19 protein-coding genes are annotated in these 17,834 nt (G+C 31.9%); 5 read left to right on the top strand and 14 right to left on the bottom strand.

The genetic code is table 11. From position 1 onward, the window contains the following. Nucleotides 1-45: 45 nt before the first annotated feature. Nucleotides 46-1,101: an FAD:protein FMN transferase gene (locus HYG84_RS09475; protein ID WP_212376256.1), complete on the top strand. Its 1,056-nt coding sequence runs from the start codon at nt 46-48 to the stop codon at nt 1,099-1,101. Between the two features lie 43 nt (nt 1,102-1,144). On the opposite strand, the gene HYG84_RS09470 is transcribed toward HYG84_RS09475, so the two are convergent. From HYG84_RS09470 to HYG84_RS09445, 6 genes are all read right to left on the bottom strand, one after another. Next, nucleotides 1,145-1,870 carry an HAD family hydrolase gene (locus tag HYG84_RS09470; RefSeq protein WP_212376253.1) on the bottom strand — a complete coding sequence of 242 codons (726 nt, stop codon included), beginning with the start codon at nt 1,868-1,870 and terminating at the stop codon, nt 1,145-1,147. A gap of 195 nt (nt 1,871-2,065) precedes the next feature. After that, the gene (cphA, locus tag HYG84_RS09465) at nt 2,066-4,714 is read right to left on the bottom strand and encodes a cyanophycin synthetase (RefSeq protein ID WP_212376250.1); all 2,649 of its coding nucleotides are present in this window, start codon (nt 4,712-4,714) and stop codon (nt 2,066-2,068) included. Nucleotides 4,715-4,888: 174 nt separating this feature from the next. Then, nucleotides 4,889-5,713, bottom strand: coding sequence for a cyanophycinase (locus tag HYG84_RS09460; protein WP_212376247.1), 825 nt, complete (start codon nt 5,711-5,713; stop codon nt 4,889-4,891). A gap of 252 nt (nt 5,714-5,965) precedes the next feature. Then, nucleotides 5,966-6,889 (bottom strand): polysaccharide deacetylase family protein, encoded by a 924-nt coding sequence (locus HYG84_RS09455; RefSeq protein WP_212376245.1) that lies wholly within the window; start codon nt 6,887-6,889, stop codon nt 5,966-5,968. A gap of 341 nt (nt 6,890-7,230) precedes the next feature. Further along, nucleotides 7,231-8,856 carry a Na/Pi cotransporter family protein gene (locus HYG84_RS09450; protein ID WP_212376242.1) on the bottom strand — a complete coding sequence of 542 codons (1,626 nt, stop codon included), beginning with the start codon at nt 8,854-8,856 and terminating at the stop codon, nt 7,231-7,233. A 143-nt stretch (nt 8,857-8,999) separates the two neighbouring features. Beyond that, complete coding sequence (locus HYG84_RS09445) at nt 9,000-9,926, bottom strand: cation diffusion facilitator family transporter (RefSeq protein ID WP_249168572.1); 927 nt, start codon at nt 9,924-9,926, stop codon at nt 9,000-9,002. A 243-nt stretch (nt 9,927-10,169) separates the two neighbouring features. Here HYG84_RS09445 and acpP point away from each other — a divergent pair, with 243 nt between their 5' ends. Next, nucleotides 10,170-10,400: an acyl carrier protein gene (acpP, locus tag HYG84_RS09440; RefSeq protein ID WP_212376239.1), complete on the top strand. Its 231-nt coding sequence runs from the start codon at nt 10,170-10,172 to the stop codon at nt 10,398-10,400. A gap of 125 nt (nt 10,401-10,525) precedes the next feature. Then, nucleotides 10,526-10,996, top strand: coding sequence for a hypothetical protein (locus tag HYG84_RS09435; RefSeq protein WP_212376236.1), 471 nt, complete (start codon nt 10,526-10,528; stop codon nt 10,994-10,996). A gap of 66 nt (nt 10,997-11,062) precedes the next feature. Here HYG84_RS09435 and HYG84_RS09430 read toward each other — a convergent pair whose 3' ends face one another. The 3 genes from HYG84_RS09430 to mobA are packed head-to-tail and all read right to left on the bottom strand — an operon-like array spanning nt 11,063 to nt 11,854. Then, nucleotides 11,063-11,407, bottom strand: a complete 345-nt coding sequence (locus HYG84_RS09430) for an Asp23/Gls24 family envelope stress response protein (protein ID WP_212376233.1) — start codon at nt 11,405-11,407, stop codon at nt 11,063-11,065. A gap of 57 nt (nt 11,408-11,464) precedes the next feature. Next, the gene (locus HYG84_RS09425; protein ID WP_212376230.1) at nt 11,465-11,626 is read right to left on the bottom strand and encodes a hypothetical protein; all 162 of its coding nucleotides are present in this window, start codon (nt 11,624-11,626) and stop codon (nt 11,465-11,467) included. A gap of 21 nt (nt 11,627-11,647) precedes the next feature. Then, nucleotides 11,648-11,854: a molybdenum cofactor guanylyltransferase gene (gene mobA / locus HYG84_RS09420; protein ID WP_212376227.1), complete on the bottom strand. Its 207-nt coding sequence runs from the start codon at nt 11,852-11,854 to the stop codon at nt 11,648-11,650. 339 nt (nt 11,855-12,193) lie between these two features. On the opposite strand from mobA, the gene HYG84_RS09415 reads away from it, so the two are divergent. Beyond that, nucleotides 12,194-13,564 carry an alanine/glycine:cation symporter family protein gene (locus tag HYG84_RS09415; RefSeq protein ID WP_212376224.1) on the top strand — a complete coding sequence of 457 codons (1,371 nt, stop codon included), beginning with the start codon at nt 12,194-12,196 and terminating at the stop codon, nt 13,562-13,564. Nucleotides 13,565-13,590: 26 nt separating this feature from the next. Here the strand turns inward: HYG84_RS09415 and HYG84_RS09410 are convergent, their stop codons facing one another. From HYG84_RS09410 to HYG84_RS09390, 5 genes are all read right to left on the bottom strand, one after another. Beyond that, on the bottom strand, nt 13,591-14,460 hold the full coding sequence (locus HYG84_RS09410; protein WP_212376220.1) for a CvfB family protein: 870 nt from the start codon (nt 14,458-14,460) through the stop codon (nt 13,591-13,593). A gap of 62 nt (nt 14,461-14,522) precedes the next feature. After that, entirely contained in the window at nt 14,523-14,840 is a 318-nt protein-coding gene (locus HYG84_RS09405; protein WP_212376217.1) for a hypothetical protein, read from the bottom strand. Nucleotides 14,841-14,936: 96 nt separating this feature from the next. Further along, nucleotides 14,937-15,353, bottom strand: coding sequence for a DUF1893 domain-containing protein (locus HYG84_RS09400; RefSeq protein WP_212376215.1), 417 nt, complete (start codon nt 15,351-15,353; stop codon nt 14,937-14,939). After that, a complete protein-coding gene (locus HYG84_RS09395; RefSeq protein ID WP_212382173.1) occupies nt 15,325-15,867 on the bottom strand; it encodes an ECF transporter S component in 543 nt (180 codons plus the stop codon). Before HYG84_RS09395 ends, HYG84_RS09400 begins: the two co-directional genes overlap by 29 nt. A 119-nt stretch (nt 15,868-15,986) precedes the next feature. Next, nucleotides 15,987-16,733 carry a metal-dependent hydrolase gene (locus tag HYG84_RS09390; protein ID WP_212376211.1) on the bottom strand — a complete coding sequence of 249 codons (747 nt, stop codon included), beginning with the start codon at nt 16,731-16,733 and terminating at the stop codon, nt 15,987-15,989. Nucleotides 16,734-16,879: 146 nt separating this feature from the next. On the opposite strand from HYG84_RS09390, the gene HYG84_RS09385 reads away from it, so the two are divergent. Then, nucleotides 16,880-17,707, top strand: a complete 828-nt coding sequence (locus HYG84_RS09385) for a DegV family protein (RefSeq protein WP_212376208.1) — start codon at nt 16,880-16,882, stop codon at nt 17,705-17,707. Nucleotides 17,708-17,834 lie beyond the last annotated feature (127 nt).

Here is a 17,834-nt window from a genome sequence, read left to right as displayed (position 1 = left end):
AGCTGATATGATTAATAAGAATCTTTATAGAAGAGGTGTAATAAGATGATAAATAATAAGAAATCAAACATATTGCTATTATTTCTAATAATATCTATAACATTAGCAGGTTGTACTTCTAATAAATCACCTAAAGAATTAACCCTTGTTAAACAGGAGCAGTTAATCTTAGGTACCTTTGGATCAATTAGTGCCTATAGTAATTCTGAAAAGGAAGGGAATGAAGCTATTTCTAAGGCTTATGATCGCATAAAAGAAATTGAAAATCTAATGAGCACTTCTATAGAAGGCAGCGATGTATATAATATGAACAAAAAAGCTGGGGTTGAAGCTATAGCTGTTAATCCTTCTACTATGGAAGTACTGTTAGAAGGTCTTGAATATTCTTCTATAACTAAAGAGGCTTTTAATATTGGTCTTGGCTCGCTAATAGAGCTTTGGGGAATAGGAAAGGACTCGCAGAAAGTTCCTACATCAGAAGAAATAGCAGATGCAAAAAAACATATAGACTTAAATAAACTGGAACTTTCAAAGGAAAATAATACTGCTTTTATTAAAGATCATAAAATGTTAGTGGATCTAGGTGGTATTGCAAAGGGATATGCGGTCGATGAAAGTATTCGTATTCTAAGAGAAAATGGAATTAAAAGCGGTGTTGTTAATTTAGGTGGAGATGTATATGCCCTAGGTACAAAAACCGATGGTAGCGAATGGAGAATTGGTATTAATAATCCTGAAATTGGATCGAGTAATTCCATTGCCCGTATTTCTATATCTGATAAATCTGTAGTTACTTCTGGAGATTACGAGAGATACTTTATCGAAAATGGAGTAAGGTACCACCATATTATAGATCCTAAAACTGGCATTCCGGCAAATAATGGTCTAGTAAGTGTAACTATTGTTTCAGATAAGTCTATAGATGGAGATGTCCTTTCAACCGCTTCATTTATATTAGGTTTAGATGAGGGACTAAAATTAATAGAAAGTCGTCCAGGTGTAGAAGGTTTGCTAATTACTAAAGACAGACAAGTATATGTTTCTTCAGGGTTAAAAGACGCAGTTGAAATATTAGATAATAACTTTAAAATAGCTAATTAAATAGTGGAGCCTATAAGCTCCACTATTTAATATTAAGCTAAAATTATAAAAATTCCACATCGGCGGTTAATTTATAAATTACATCTTTTCTTTCAATAATTATTGTAGCCTTTTTACGCAATTCCCTATCATTTCTAATATTTTGTAGTAGTTCTCTAGCAGGATTAATTGCAATAGGACTACCGACTAGCTTTAGCATTGAAAAATCTCCATTTGTATCGCCATATGCATAGCTTTTATCTAAATCTATATTATATTTATCAACAAATTCCATAATAGCTGTGTGCTTACTGTCTGAATCCCACATTTGAATAATTTCGCCAGTAAAATTATTATTTTCATCTACTATATATTCTGTTCCGCGATAATCAGCTACTCCATATTTTTCTGCCATTTTTGATACTAAATAGTCTGGACTACCCGAAATAAAAACAACCTTATGCCCCTGAGACTTATGCCAGTTAATTCTATCTCTAGTAAAACGGTACACTCTATCGCCTTTTAAATTTATTACTTGATTTGATATAAAGTCCATGTAGTTTCTATTTAGACCTTTCATAGATTTAAGATATATTTGAGATACTTCATTTAAATAATTATCATAATTTCCTTGCCTCATATCCCAATCATGAAATGCATTTTTAGCAAGTGTATGCCAAATAATAGGATCTATTACTTCATACTTTATTAAACTCTTGAAATGTTCCACCATTAAAGAATCTCTATACAGAGTTCCATCAATATCAAAAAACACACCTATATTTTTCATTTTACCCCTTCTCTCTACGTAAAAAGTATATTATTTATTAATACACATATCCAAGGACTATTAAACCCCTCAATAGGTATATCTATTATTTTATTTAGTATATGTTAACTATCTTATCATGTAAACTCCTAATATTAAAAAGAGACGAATATAAAATTCGTCCCTATAATCCTATAGCATTTAACAGAATACTTTTTACACCTTACCAACTACTGCAGGTATTTCATTTATTACATCAGATGTTAATTTGGCCTTAAAATCTTTAATTGCATCATATAAAGGCTGATAATCTTCATAAAATACAATAATAGTATCTCCAGCTTTAGCATTTTCCATCGCTTTAATTAAGGCTTCTTTTTCATCTAGCTCTATAGTAATTTGTTGATCTGTTAGTTTTCCTAACATACACCCTTTTCTTAATAGTTCTGCCACTTCTCCCGGTTTTCTATCCCTCAAATCTTTATCTTCTTTTATATAAACTTGATCAAAGGATTTACCAGATAACTCTCCCACTTTTAAAATGCTTATATCTGTCCTATCACCCGGCACACCGATAACACCAATCAATTTATTGATTTTCATTTTCTTTAGTCCACTAAGCACTCTACTGTAGCCAGCAATATTATGACCATAATCAATTATAACTTTAAAGTCTGCAACTTCAAATACATTAAACCTGCCTAGATTATTAGTAACATCTGTATGAAATTCGCTTAGTCCTTTACTAATAATAGTCGTGTCAATTCCAATACCATAGCTAACAGCTACTGCTGCCAAACTATTTTCTATGTTATGTTCCAAGGCCCCACCAAAGGTAGCAGGTATATTTTCAATATTAATTACCGGTAACTCCTTCTCTCCGTTAAATATATAAATAATATTTTCCTTTAAATATACTGCTTTTTTTCCATTGTATTTATGCTGAACTATTAACTTATTATCAGGGTTTTGAGAAAAATAAATAATATTACCTCTAGCCCTTTTAGCAATTCTTTCAGCATAGATATCATCTCCATTTATTATAGAGTATCCATCTGGTTTAACAGCTTCTACAATAAGAGATTTAACATCAGCCATATCTTCTAATGTATTTATACTATCTATTCCTATATGGTCATCTCCAATATTAGTAATTAATCCGACGTCTGCTAGGTCATATCCTAATCCTTTATTTACTATACCGCCTCTGGCTGTCTCTAAAATAGCTACATCTATATTTTTATCCATTAAAATAACTTCTGCACTTCTAGGTCCTGTAGTATCTCCTTGTACTATTAGATCATCATTAATATATATGCCACCCGTACTAGTCATACCAACAGTCATATTATTACTTCTAAGTATTTTCGCGATCATTCTTGTTGTTGTAGTCTTTCCATTAGTACCAGTGACAGATATTACAGGTATAGAGTGCTTAACTCCAGGTGGAAATAATAAATCCACAATAGCTTTTGCTACATTTCGTGGCTGACCCTTAGAAGGATAATGATGCATTCTTATGCCTGGGCAAGCGTTCACCTCAATAATAACACCATCATTTTCTACAATAGATTTACTAATATCTTTAGCAGTAATATCAATACCAGCTACATCAAGTCCTATAATTTGAGCTGCCCTTAATGCCAATTTGATATTATTAGGATGTACCTCATCTGTAACATCTATAGCGATTCCACCTGTACTTAAATTATCGTTTTCTCTAAGATAAACTATTTCTCCATCCTTGGGTATACTGGTAAGATTCATTTTTACTTTATCTAGAATCAAGAGCATAACATCATCAATTTTAATTTTAGTTAAAGGTTTTTGATGACCTTCTCCTCTTAATGGATTTCTATTTTCTATATCTATAAGCTCCTTAATAGTATTAATACCATTACCTATGATATGAGCTGCTATTCTTTCAGAAGCTGCAATTACTTCGTTTCCTACTACTGCGATTCTATAGTGTTTTCCGTCAACAAATTTTTCTATTAAAATTCTGTCACTATACTGTTTAGCTATTTTAAAAGCTCTACCTATTTCAAGCTTAGAAGAAAGATTTAAAGAAACCCCTTTGCCTTGATTACCATTATAAGGTTTTACAACCACAGGTAGTCCTAATTTCTCCGCTTCAACAATTGCTTCATCCAAAGTAGTAACAACCTTACCTTCTGGTACTGGTAACCCATGGGCTCTTAAAATATAATTAGTAAGTTCCTTGTCACATGCTATATCTACTGACATACAACTAGTTCGATCTGTCATAGTAGCTTGTATCTTTTTATGATACTTGCCATATCCCAACTGTACTATGCTGTTTTCACCAATACGCATTGTAGGTATTTTCCTTTTTTGTGCTTCTTCAACAATAGCCGATGTACTAGGTCCTAGTTCATTTTCATTGGCCTTTGTTTGAATATAGAATAAACGTTCATTTATATCTATTTCCTTGTTATTTAGCAAACCGTCTATTATATCAAAAGCCAGTTTTGCAGATTCTAATCCTACAACCTCATTAATATAAGAAAATACCATGAAATATACTGTATCATCTCGTAAGTATCTTGTTTTTCCAAATTTTACATCATATCCTAATATATTTTGAATCTCCAAGGCCATATGTTCCATTACATGAGCTAAATAAGTTCCTCTTTCTAGTCTTTCATAAAATCCATTAATATAGCCCTTAGAGCATTTGTGTTTTTTTAATCCTGGCAACATAGATAGCAGCCTCTCATTAAAATTTTCTATGTCACAAGTTGGTATATCCACATATTTACCTAAATTTACATCTGCCCTAACTACAGGCCAATGACTATATATATTTCTCCCGGAATATACCCTAGTACTTAATAATTTCATTTACGGTCCTCCTCAAACAATTTAGGTCACCATTTATTTTAGTATGACTTACCTTATCACACATAGGAAATTATGTACCCTACGAAATTGTTGATAAGCTATAATTTCCGTAATGTATTTCAAAATATTAACTTTCAAATCTTTTTAAAGAGTACTTTCTTGTATACTATTATATTATTTTTTATCTATGTCAAACTGGGTAATTGCTTGTCTATTCAACAGATTATATCCATATCCCGTTGGCAAAATATCAATTTTAACATTAGTAATAGCTAAAGGTTCATTAGGATATTGTTCTGAAATATTAGTGTAGTCAATTTCTCTGCCATCAACTATAGTTACTACACCAGAACCTATTACACTTATTTCTCTTGTGTCACTAACTATAATTGCTGTATCTTCATCTATTCCGATACCAATAGTTTGCGGATTTTGTGCAACAGCCCCTAATAGTCTACCTATCCTACCTCTTTGGTTAAAATGCTGATCAATTATTACCTCTTCCAACAAACCCATTCCAGGAGCCATTTTCAAAGTGCATTTTCTTGGGGCATCCTCTTCCTCTCCATCTACTACCATTACCTCACTCATCATAGAAGCACCTGCACTGGTTCCAGCAATAATTACTCCTTCTTCTAACCTACGTTTAATCTGATTATGAAATTCTGTTCCTCCTAGTATACTTGAAATTCTAAGCTGATCTCCACCAACAAAAAAAATGCAAGTTGTTTCTTCCAAGGTTCTAGTTATTTGCCTTCTATTCGCTTCCTTTCTGCATACAATATTAATTGTTTCTACTTTATCTGCACCTAATTCATAAAAAATCCTTTTATATTCTTCTCCAACCTCTAAAGGGTAGTTTGTAGCTGTGGTAACTACAGCAATATGGGCATTTTTTTCGCCAGATAAATAAACAATTTCCTTAAGTATTTCCTTATCAGCCCTTTTATCTTCGCCACCACCGATAATTATCAATCTTGTTTTTTCTTCTCTAGCCATAATATACCCCTTTCGATAAAGAAAACTTGATTTGACGACTTTTATTCCGAGGATGTAGTGTTTGATCTCTCACTTGTATAAAGTGAAAGCTCTTAGCGGCACACCGAAGATCAAACTATTTTTATTTTCTCCCATAATGATTCAAATATTCAATTTTTATAATTTAAAGTTATTTTTCATTTAACTTTCTAAATTTTTATAAAAAAATAAATCCTTTTTTAAGGATTTATTTTGGCTTATTTTTTAAAAATTTTATAAATCTAATATCTCAGAAACAGTAACAAACTCATATCCCTGTTCTTTAATCCACTCTATCATTTTGGGTAATGTATCTACAGTATTTTTTACTGATTTTGGATTACCTGCATTATGCATTAAAACAATCCCACCCGGCTTTAATTGCTGCTGTACATATTTCATCATCTGTTCACCCGATGTTCCAGCCCAATCTCTAGTGTCTACTGACCAGTTAACAACGTTATATCCTAAAGAGTTAACAAATTCTATTCCTTGCTTTTTAAGTGCACCATAGGGAGGTCTGAATAATGCACTATGCTCACCTAGTATATCTGTTATCAATTCCTCGGTCATTAATATCTCCTTTTCTACTTCTTTCTTCGATAGCTTTGGGAAATATTTATGACTCCAACTATGGTTACCTATTTCATGACCCTTTCCATGAATACTCTTTAATACTTCAGGATATTTTTCAGCATTTTGTCCTATAACAAAGAATGTAGCTTTAATATTATATTGATCTAATATATCCATAATTTGCGAAGTATATTTGGATTCTGGTCCATCATCAAAGGTAAGGGCAACTAATTTTTTGCTACCGTCCCCTGAGTAATGAATTTTAGAATCTACAATGTCTGGCTTTTTATCTTGATCTGCTTTATTTTCACTTTCTGATTGATTAGCTGTATCATTTATTTTATCATTATTATTTTTCTCATCTATTTCAATTTCTACATTTATTTCATCTTGATTCGTTTTTTCCTCATCATTTATTTTATTATCATCTATGCCTTCAATTTTATCCGGGGGAATATTTTCGATTTGCTTTTCATCATCATTTAAATCGACCGGGAGGTTTACCGCACCAACTGTTGTGCAGCCTACAAATAACATACTTAAAATACTTACTACGACAATAAGAAATATCCATTTTTTCATTCTAGTCCTTCCCCCTTAACTTACTTCACATTATGTAAGTAATTATAATAATTATTTCAATTACTATTATAAAGGAATAATTGTCGAAATGAATTACAAAACCGTAACATTAAATATGGTGAAATGCGTCAGATACCGTCACATCGACTCCCACCTACTTAATTTTTAAATCTGTGTTAAAAATCTCAAGCACATAAAATACTGTAAATCTACAGATTACTTATCAACTAATAATCCTAGAAACACTTGAAATCTTTTTAAAAATAAAGGTCCATGAGTAAGCAAATCCCCATGGACCTTTATTTTTAGTTAAAAGCTTAAAGTATAGTTAACGAACCACACTACTTTACAGCTTTAATTTTATCCATTACAGCCATAGCAATATTAGAGGCATGATCTGCAATACGCTCTAAATTACTAATGATATCTAAAAAGATAATACCTGAACTTGGAATACATTGTTGGGCACTTAGTCTACCAATATGGTTTGCCCTTAGAGTCTTCTCTAAATAGTCTATACGTCCTTCCGTTTTAACTACCTTCATAGCTAATCCCCCGTCTAAAGACTTTAAGGCTGTTAAAGAGTCTATATATGCCTGTAAAACTAATCCAGACATCTGTCTTAATTCATCCATAGCTGTTTCAGAAAACACCAAATGATTATCTATAGTAAATTGCGCCAACTCTGCTAAGTTTTCAGCGTGATCTCCTACTCTTTCAATATCATTGATTGTATTAAAAAGTCCATCTACAGTTTCTCTGTTCTCCACAGAAATATCAGTATTAGATAATTTTACTAAGTATGCAGCAAGTTCTCGTTCCATTTCATTAACCACTTTTTCTATCCGCATTGTTTCGTCTATTTTCTTTTGATCTTTATTGTAAAATCCTTCTAATGCACTTTCTAAAGATTCTCTAGCCACATTACCCATATGAAGAGTCTCTTTCATAGCACTAGCTAAAGCAATTGGAGGTGTCTCTAAAATACGTTCATCAATATATTTAATTCCTTCTCCTTTATCTTCTTCTCCAGGAATAATCTTAGTAGCAAGCCTAACTAGTAACCCAATAAAAGGGAACATAATAATTGTATTTACAATATTAAATATTGTATGGGCATTGGCAATTTGTCTTGAAACAGCATATGCAGTAGTTCCTGGATCTATCATAGTAATTGCCCAATATAATGGTCCTTGCAAGAAAACAATAAAGATTATAGTTCCAAATAAGTTAAACATAACATGGACTGCTGCAGCTCTTTTAGCAGTACCGTTAGCCCCTATACTTGAAAGTAGCGCTGTTATAGTTGTACCAATATTAATACCAAATAAAATAGGTAATCCGGATGAAATAGGGATTAGTCCTTGGGAAGATAAAGCCAATAGTATACCTGTAGATGCACTACTACTTTGAACAGCCACTGTAATCGCAAATCCAGCTAAGATACCTAAAAATGGATGTTGTCCAAAGCTTACTAAAAGATTTCTAAAACCCTCATATTCCCCTAGCGGTTTTAATGCATCTCCCATAAATTTCATACCTAAAAATAAGATACCAAAACCAATAAAGGCTTCTGCAAATTGTTTAACTTTCCTATTATTAGTGAATAACCAAACTGCTACAGCAAGTCCTATAATAAGTGGTGCATATTTATCAATTTTAAATGTAATTATTTGAGCTGTGATGGTTGTCCCAATGTTAGATCCCATAATAACTCCTACAGCCTGAGCCAGATTCATCATTCCAGCATTAACAAAACCAACTACCATAACAGTAGTAGCACTACTACTTTGGACGATCATAGTTATAATAGCACCAACGGTAACAGCCATAAATCTATTACTAGTAAGCATACTAATAATAGATTTTAACTTATTACCTGCAGCTTTCTGAAGTCCCGTGCTCATAATGGTCATTCCGTAAAGAAATAACCCCAGCCCTCCAACTATACCAAAAAAGATTTCCATTAAAAATCCTCCCATCACAACATTTTGTCTATTAGTATAATATATCCTTCATTATATTAATGCATTAGATTATTCTTTTGGTTAATGAAATGTTATGGGAATGTTAAATCCATGTTAAATAATTTAACACAGTGTTAATCTAGTTAACAATCGCAACTACTTCCTTTGCAATTTGGTCCATCTTCACTATTAACACAATATGGGTCCACATGTACAATTACATCCTTTATATTTCCTATTTCTGTCTTAATTATACTTTCCACTCTTTCTGCAACCTCATGTCCTTCGTATACATTAATGTGAGGATCTACACATATTCTGATATCCACAAAAACCTTTGATCCATGCTTACGAGTTCGTATATCACTCACATTCTTAATATAAGCTTCATTCATTATGATTTCCTTTACACTATCTATTTCATCAAGATGTATAGATACATCTATTAGTTGTTGAAAGCAATCTATAAATATTTGAATACCGACTTTTATTACGATTGCGGAAACAACTAAGCCTGCTAAAGCATCCAAAATATATACCCCGTACTTTGCTCCTAATATTCCAATGAATGAAGCTATTGAAGAAAGAGCATCTGAACGATGATGCCACGCATCAGCTATTAAAGCAGTGCTTTGCTCTCTAGTACCTACTCTAAATGAAACCTGATATTGTATTTCCTTAACAATTACGGAGATGAAGGCTGCAAACAGAGCAAAATAACTAAAATATACCTGTTCCTTTTTTATTACAGCTATAAGTGCACTGTATCCAATTTTTCCACCTATATAAATCAGTATTATTGCCAATATAAACGTTACTATTACTTCGATCTTTTCATGACCATAGTGATGCATTTCATCCCTAGGTTTTTGAGCCATTGCTATTCCTATAATAACTCCTATAGATGTTATTACATCAGACCCAGAATGAAGACCATCCGCTATTAATGCAGTACTATTAGATTGTATGCCTGCTACTACCTTAATAATTAGCAACAATATATTTAGAGCAATAGTTATAATTATTATTCTATTAATTTCCTTAGTTTTAGATTGTTTTTCATTCATCATAAATAATACCTCCTATTATCAATTGAAATATATATCATCATTATATGTAACTATATCTAATTTGTAAACCCTTAAAAATCAGTATTTTCTATTCGGCTTTTATTTTCAATTGATAATAAGATCCATATTTATTAAACTTTTAATAAATAATATATACACAAACAAAATGTTTTATGGTATTCTAAAATTGGACTTTTTGATTATAATAATAAATAAGTAAAGTATATTAAGGAGGAATTACATATGGTATTACAAAAAGTTAAAGAAATTGTTGCTGATCAATTAGGCGTTGATGATGTTGAGTCTATAACTTCTACGACTTCTCTAATGAGTGATTTAGAAGCTGACTCTCTAGACGCAGTAGAAATCATTATGGCTATTGAAGACGAGTTTGGTGTAGAAATTCCTGATGAAGAAGCTGAAAGCTTTAAAAATATCGGAGACATAGTTGAATACGTAGAATCTAATAAATAATAAAAAGGTAGTATTGCTTACGAGCATACTACCTTTTTATTATTAAAAAAAGTAACAAAATTCCTCCTCGATACATATCTTGTAATTAAAGGAGTTAATTATATTTTAGTTGAGGAGGTTATTTTGTGGAAATATTTGGAAATAATATGTTATGTGGTTGTAACGATGAAGATATGGTAATGCCTTATCAGCCAATGAACGGTATGCCTGGACATATGCCTATGCCTATGCCTATGCCTGACCCAATGCCTATGCCTGACCCAATGCCAATGCCTATGCCTATGCCTTGTCCACCAATGCATGGTATGCCTCATCCATGCCCTATGCCTATGCCTTGCCCACCAATGCACGGTATGCCTCATCCATGCCCTATGCCTATGCCTTGCCCACCAATGCACGGTATGCCTGGACATATGCCAATGCCTTGTCCACCAATGCCTATGCCAATGGAAAAATGTGATAAAGAAATGCTCCATCACATGGAGAAAATGTTCTGTATGCATATGTACATGGCTGCAATGAATAAAACTGAGGCATATAGACATAAAATGATGCATTGCCATTGTAAACATCATATGGAAATGGAAGATTGCTAAGAGATAAATAATAAAGAAACAGGCTCATCTAGAGCCTGTTTCTTTATTATTTATACCTTTTTTTATCTATAGTTGAATATCTTGAACAAATACGTTCACTTTTCCTACTTCAATATCTGTCATGGCTTCAATAGACTTCTTTACCTTGCCTTGTACTGCTTTTATCACTTCAGGAATAATAACTCCATATTTCACTACTACCGAAAGATTTATAACTACTTGTGTTTCTTCATTTTTAATCTTTACTCCTTTCTTCGTAGCAGTATTTTTACTGAAAAACTCCGTTATGCCTACAGGCAGTCCACCACTAAATGAAACAACTCCGTCTACTTCCTCCACTGATTTCTTAGCAATTAGCATAATAACATCATTAGAAATTCTTATTTTTCCTTGTCCAGAAACAACCTCCATAATTTTACCTCCAATATAATAGTATGTTATTTTATGTAGTCGAAATATTCGATCATTTTAATCAAAAGCATCTTTTAGACGTGAATACTGTTCGTAAGTATTAACGTTCTCAAAACATAACATAGAAGAATCCAGTTCTAAAACCTCTTCCCTAGTTATTTTTCTAATCTTTAAATCTTGAAAAGCATCTATAATCTTATACCACCTTCTTTGAAACAATTTTTCAAACTCTGGTATACATCACTTACCATATATTGCATAGAGTGGTTGATAGTGTCCATCTACAAAAGGAATTATAACATCTTCATCCTGTAATAAGTCAACCATATATTCACTTAATTTAGTATTAATAAAAGGCATATCACATGCTATAACAAATATGTGGTCTGTTTTACTTTCTATTAATCCTGAGTATAGTACAACAGCAGTAACCCTGCTATAAATCATAATTATCATCCCCTTATTTAGCTACAATTATAATTTAAAACATATTTATAACCCTTAGTAAAAATAGATAATTGATTACTGCATCTAATTTATTATATCATAGATATTCCAATTTTAATTATTACTAGAAGAATATTTTATATAAATCATTATAATAAAGACTGATAATTGTATGTTCTCATAGCTATTTCGAATTAAATAGATTTAGTTAGAATATTTTGTACTTGATATTTTTTTAACAATATTGTATCATAAACTTGAAAAGTGCACAGACATAATTTCTTACTTTATTTTAACAGGCACCTATTAAACAATTTTAAACTAAGGGGAGGCTATTAGATGGACTTATTACAAATCATTAGTAAAATTAATGGCGTTTTATGGGGACCTATTATGTTATTTTTCCTTCTAGGTACCGGAATTTTATTTACTATTAAGCTTCGTGTAATTCAAGTTAGAAAGTTTAAGCTTGCTTGGAACGAAACATTTGGAGGTATGTTTAAAAAAAGCTCCAAGGCTAACGAAGATGGTATGTCTTCATATCAGGCCTTAACAACTGCAATAGCTGCTCAAGTAGGAACAGGTAACTTAGCTGGAGTTGCCACCGCGATGGCAACTGGAGGTCCTGGTGCAGTATTTTGGATGTGGATTAGCGCTTTTTTTGGAATGGGTACTATATTTGCAGAAGCTATATTAGCTCAAATCCATACAGAAAGAGTAGACGGTGAAATTACAGGTGGACCGGCCTATTATATTCGTAAAGGCTTAGGTAGTAAATTTTTAGCAGGTTTTTTTGCAATAGCAATAGTCTTAGCTCTAGGATTTATGGGAAATATGGTGCAGTCAAACTCTATAGCAGAGGCTGTATATAGCGCTTTTAATATAAACAAGCTTGTAACTGGTATAATCATTGCCTTTATAGTAGGTCTTATTACTATTGGAGGAATAGGAAGAATAGCATCCTTTACTGAAAAAATAGTACCTATTATGGCGGCCTTATATATTTTAGGAAGCTTAGTTATTGTTTTAACAAATTTTAACCAAATTGGACCATCATTTCAATTAATTTTTAAAAGTGCATTTACTCCGATGGCGGCAGCGGGAGGATTTTTAGGTTCAACAGTAAAAGGAGCCTTTCGTTATGGTATAGCAAGAGGGCTTTTCTCCAATGAAGCAGGAATGGGGTCTACTCCTCATGCACATGCTATAGCTAAGGTCAAACACCCAGCACAACAGGGACTAGTGGCAACTATGGGTGTTGTAATAGATACTGGAGTTGTATGTACATTAACCGCTCTAGTAATTTTAACAAGTGGTAGCCTTTACTCTGGAAACAACGGAATATTATTAACTCAAGAAGGATTTGTAAAAGGATTTGGTAGCTTTGGTAATTCGTTTGTAGCAGTCTGTTTATTCTTCTTTGCTTTATCCACTATAGTAGGATGGTATTTCTTTGGAGAATCTAACATAAAATACTTATTTGGTAAAAACGCAATCAATATTTACAGAGTATTAGTTTTAGCATGTATTGTTATAGGCACTACAATGAAGGTTGAGCTAGTATGGGAATTAGCAGATACATTTAATGGTCTAATGGTTATACCTAATATTATTGCTCTATTAGGGTTAGCTTCTTTAGTTGTAAATGTTACAAATGACTTTGAAAAAAGCTTAGACAAAGGAAATATATCAGAATTTGGAAATAATTAACAAAGAAAATGACTAGGTTTTAAAACCTAGTCATTTTCTTCTAATTCTTTTATCTTCACATTAACTAATAATTTAATTCCTTCATCTGTCTGAATTACCTTCTTCTCCTTTAATAATCTTCCCAGGGCTCTTTTAAAAGCATTTTTGCTAATAGATAAATATTTTTTTATTTCTTCAGGTTCGCTTTTGTCATTTAATGGTAAAAAGCCTCTTCTAATAGCTAGAATTTGTAAAATATCTTCCGCATCACTATCCATCTGTCTATGGGCCACCTGTCTTGTAGATAGGTCTACCCGTCCATCCTCACGAATTTTAACAACCCTAAAACTTGATTTATCACCTATTCTTAAATCATTAAATATCTCTGATATATGAGCAAATCCATAATACTGATTATCAACAGCAATAAAAGCACCTAGTCTAGGATTATATCCATACACTGTACCTTGCACCATTTCTCCTGGCTTATAGGATGGATGAGTTTTTAAGTCATTATCAATTTTCATGGTTGCGCATAATCTTTCGCTTTTATCTAAATAGATCTTTACTAGATAATATTTATCCTTCTGAATCTTGCAAACCTGTTCACGCATAGGAATAAACAAGTCTTTTTCTAAACCCCAATCTAAAAATGCACCTATCGAAGTTACATCTACAACCTTAAGATAAGCAATTTCGTCAACTTCACCATATGGTTTTTTTAGAGTAGCTGCCAAACGATTATTAGAATCTCTATAAATGAAAGCATCTATAAAGTCCCCTACCATTTTATCATTAGGAAGTTCTTTTAAAGAAAGCAGAATACCCTTACCACCATCTTCGTTTTTTAACAGAGCACCTCTTTGATCGATTTCAAATATTTTTAGCCTATTTACCTTACCCACGTTTAATTTCATTAACTTCACCTCTTTTTCTTCTTAAGTTTCTTCATTATGATTATAGTTTTCTTCAATACACTTTATTTATTATTACAGCTTCCACATTTACTATCAGAATTACATTTACAACCATATTGTTTCGTTACTTCATCAAAATTTGATCCCATATTTATATCCTGCGCTAAAAATATCCTGTCGCCAGATTCATTATAAAAAACAGCATCGCAGCTATTATTAATACATACAAAATAATCTTCCTTTGTTACTGCTGAAATTATATCTTCCTTTACTACCATCTCCACAGCCAAATAGTGAATATTATTTCCAAGGGTATTACAAAGTGGACATGGTTTTTTATTTTCTTGTTTATTTCTTTTTGTACCTTTACAACATCCCATTTTATCACTTCCCTACTAACTGTAGCTATCATATTTGTTTAAAAAATCAGCAAAGCTGCTTTTGTCTGTTTTTTAAGTATAAGAAAACACACTTCACTATACTTTAAAAAAATTCTTAAATACTGTAAAAGCTTCTGCTGGATCTTCTATATCATCGATAAGTTTTTCCATAAGGCATTTATCTGTTCCATCTTTATTCATAATATATGGTACAATACGATTATATTCAACATCTATTCCGTTTTTTTCCAATATCATTTTAGCACAATCACTTATTACATGGGCATATACTGACTTAATACCAGCAAATATCGATAATAAAGCAGCTGCTTTTCCAATAACCTTATCAGCCAACACGGCATTTTCTAAAAATTTTTCATCTTCTATTAGCTTAGTAAGTAACGGTTTAATTCCTTTATCGTAGGAAGTCATTATTATATTTCCATCCTTTACTAAAACACAGGAATATTCTCCTTCCGTCAGTTTATTTTGGGCTAATATTCGATCTGACATGAATTAACTCCCCTTCCAATAACTTCACAAGTACAGGTATAAATGCTATTTGAAGAACTATACCTAATATACCATTATTAACAGCTCCTATTACAGCAGCTATAGGTCCTGCCATTTTAACATGAAAAAATGTGAGCATAATATAAACAATAAGTCCATAAGTAATCCTACCTGCCAACATAGATCCAGCCAAAGATATAAATATATTCATCCTCAGTTTATTATATAATATACCGGCAATAAATCCATATGTAGATAACTCAAATATCATAATCGGAAGCATAGGTATTGGTGCAACAGGTGGCATACCGGTAATTAAATGACTTAAAATTGGAGTCAATATTCCTACATATAAACCTGTAATTGGACTAACTAAAAAACCAGCCAATAAAACAGGTATGTGCATTGGTAAAAATGCAGGCCCAGCACCACCTACTAAATGAAACACCTGGGGTAGCAGTACTCCTAGTGCAATACACATTGCACCGTTTACTATATTTCTAGTTTTTATCATATTCACTAAATCACCTCTTATGTAGGATTATAATAGTTTATACCATACTAGTATAACAATATTTCAACAAAAAAGCTTGTTTTTTCTTTTTACAAATAAAGGCTCTATTCAATCTATAATTATAACCCTTTCAATATATTAAATATTGCAAATAAAGCCGCTATAAAGATGAGTTTTTCTACCTTTCCACCAGTTTTTATAGTATATGGAAACTTAATACGTTTGCTATTAAAAGGTACCCACAGTCCTATCCCCGATTTTGTGAGCATATCTCCTAATAGATGGCTACCCATACTCACTGCGAAAATTATACTATAGTCCACATCTCCATAAAATAAGCTTATTTTTCTAACCGCAAATGTGGATCCAATTAAAAAAACAATAGAGTGGGATAATCCCCTATGCTTACTGAATAATAATAAAATTAGAATAATCCCGACAAAAACTAAAACATAGTGCTGATAGTAGTAAGAAAATAAAATAATTGATATACCTACTATAGATTGTACAAAGTTTCTAATTGTATAGTACCCTTTTCGTGCAAATTTATCAGCAAATACAAATCCTAGAAAAATTATAAAAGCAATACCATAAAAAACAGGAGTATCCTTTAAAAAAATAATCGCAACAATTGACGTTAAAGTTAAAATAGCAATCCATATTTTTTTTATATGCTTGGCCTTAATAAAACCAAATTTGGCTCCCAAAAAAGATGTCCCCATATCTAAGTCTGGTAATAAAGCTCCTATTATCGACACTATAATAGCAGGCAAGTTAAATTTACCAATAGTTAAGGAGGACCCTAAAATTGGAACTACTAATAATGATAACATCAAACCTAAAGTAACATGAGTTCTCCCTAACATTATATCCTTCCTTTCTTCATAGATGTAATACCATTATACTTCGAACATACGTTTTAATGCAAGATATCATAATTATACTTTACAACAGGTACTAGTACCTGATATTATATTCATATAATTATTACAGTCTATAAGGAGTTGATTAAATGTCTAAAATTAAATTTGTAACTGATAGTACAGCATATATAGATAAATCTTTTATAGAAAAATATAATATTGATATAGTTCCACTATCTGTTAATTTTGAAGGTTCTGTGAAAAATGAAGGTTTGCCAGGAGAATTTGATGTATTTTTTAAAAAGCTCTCAAAATCTTCAGATTTTCCAACCACATCTCAGCCATCTATTGGTGCCTTTGCCGAGGTGTTTAATAAAGCAATAAAAGAAAACTATGAAGTAATTGCTATTACCCTATCTTCAAAGTTAAGTGGCACATTTAACAGTGCTAATGCAGCAGCTAGCATTGTAGATCCATCTAAAATATCCATTATAGATTCATTAACTGCTGCTGCCAATCTAAAAGCTTTAGTTGAAAAAGCAATTCAATTGTCAGAACAAGGATTATCAAGGCAACAAATAGTAGACGAGATTGAAGAACAAAAAAAACATACTGGTATACGTTTAACAGTAGCAACCTTGGACTACTTGAAAAAAGGTGGACGTCTTTCAACAGCCGAAGCAATGATAGGTTCTTTATTGAATATTAAACCTATTATTGGATTAATAGACGGAAAATTAGAGCCTTTAAGTAAAGTTAGAGGAAAGAAAAAAGCAATGGACAAAATGCTTGAAGATATTCCATCCAATGCTTCTACTATTGGTATATGCCATATAGGTATTTTAGACGAGGCAAAAGAGTATGAAAAAATGATTCAGAAGCGTTTTCCAAATGCTAATACAGAAATATATGAACTAGGTCCAGTTATTGGTTCTCACTTAGGGTTAGAAGCTATTGGTATTTGTTATCTCTACTAGTAATTTATTAATATGATAAGAATTTTTTAAAATAAGGGCTTCTACTAGTAGCATTTTTAACCTAAGAAGCCTTTATTTAATACCATAAATAGTGTAAAATTATATATGTACTTAATTAACCTAATAT

Source organism: Alkaliphilus sp. B6464 (genome assembly GCF_018141165.1).
Lineage (GTDB): Bacteria > Bacillota > Clostridia > Peptostreptococcales > Natronincolaceae > Alkaliphilus_B.
The sequence above is the reverse complement of the archived record's forward strand: the minus strand, read 5'-3'. Positions and strand labels throughout refer to the sequence as shown.